The organism is Streptomyces sp. NTH33 (genome assembly GCF_003236365.1).
Taxonomy (GTDB): domain Bacteria; phylum Actinomycetota; class Actinomycetes; order Streptomycetales; family Streptomycetaceae; genus Streptomyces.
On sequence record NZ_POTZ01000952.1, the window covers coordinates 1 to 1,051 of the forward strand.

A 1,051-nucleotide genomic window follows, 5' to 3' on the forward strand; every position below is an offset into this window, starting at 1 on the left:
GGTCGGCGGTGGTCGGGTGTGTGACACGCTGGGGGCATGACGACACCACCGGGCGGGCTGCCCGTCTACCGGGTGCTGACCGGGCCTGACGACGCGGCGTTCTGTCACCGGGTGAGCGAGGCCCTGGCGATGGGGTACCGGCTGCACGAAGGGCCGTCGGTCACGTTCGACGGGGAACGGGTGATCGTCGCGCAGGCGGTCCTCTGGTCCGGGTACCGGGAGCGGGAGACCGGGGACTGAGCCCGCGGCCGCGTGCGGCCGATCGGGGGCATCCGCCGGCTTTCGTACATGCCGGACCCGCGCGGTGGTCCATATGCCTCTTGCGGACACACTCCGACGAAAGGCATGTCATGAAGGTCGCAGTCATCGGCGGTACCGGGCTGATCGGGTCGCAGGTCGTCAAGAAGCTGAACGCCGCCGGGCACGAGGCGGTGCCGCACTCGCAGTCCACCGGAGTCGACGTCATCAGCGGCCAGGGGCTGGACGAGGCGGTGGAGGGAGCCGGGGTCGTCGTCAACCTGACGAACTCCCCGACCTTCGACGAAGCCTCCGCGGCCTTCTTCCGGACCTCGATGGACAACCTTCTGGCCGCGGCCCGGAGGGGCGGCGTCGGCCACTTCGTCATCCTCTCGATCGTCGGCGCGGACCAGGTGCCGGAGCTGGACTACTACCGGGCCAAGGTGCTCCAGGAGAGCATCCTCGCGGCCGGGCCGATCCCCTACTCGATCGTCCGGGCGACGCAGTTCATGGAGTTCATGGACGCCGTCCTGTCCTGGACCGCCGACGACGACACCGTCCGGCTGCCCGCCACGCCGATCCAGCCGATCGCCTCCAAGGACGTGGCCGACGCGGTGGCGGAGGTCGCCGTGGGCGCCCCGCTGAACGGCGTCCGCACCATCGCCGGGCCCGAGGTCTTCCCCCTGGACGAGCTGGGCCGCATGACCCTGTCCCGCAAGGGCGACCACCGTACGGTCGTCACCGACCCCACCGCCGGCATGTTCGCCGTCGTCAAGGGCGACGTCCTCACCGACCAGCACGCCCACCTCGCCCC

Annotated in this window: 2 protein-coding genes; both read left to right on the forward strand. The window is 70.9% G+C overall.

Going from position 1 to position 1,051, the window contains the following annotated elements:
* The first annotated feature begins 36 nt into the window (after positions 1-36).
* Complete coding sequence (locus C1I97_RS37750; protein ID WP_111007350.1) at positions 37-240, forward strand: DUF1737 domain-containing protein; 204 nt, start codon at positions 37-39, stop codon at positions 238-240.
* Between the two features lie 110 nt (positions 241-350).
* The coding region (locus C1I97_RS37755) for an SDR family oxidoreductase (RefSeq protein WP_111007351.1) at positions 351-1,051 on the forward strand (701 nt) is incomplete at its 3' end.

What these genes read in the sequence shown, in the direction of transcription:
- C1I97_RS37750 (WP_111007350.1), top strand. Translation starts at nt 37, where the DNA reads ATGACGACACCACCGGGCGGGCTGCCCGTCTACCGGGTGCTGACCGGG.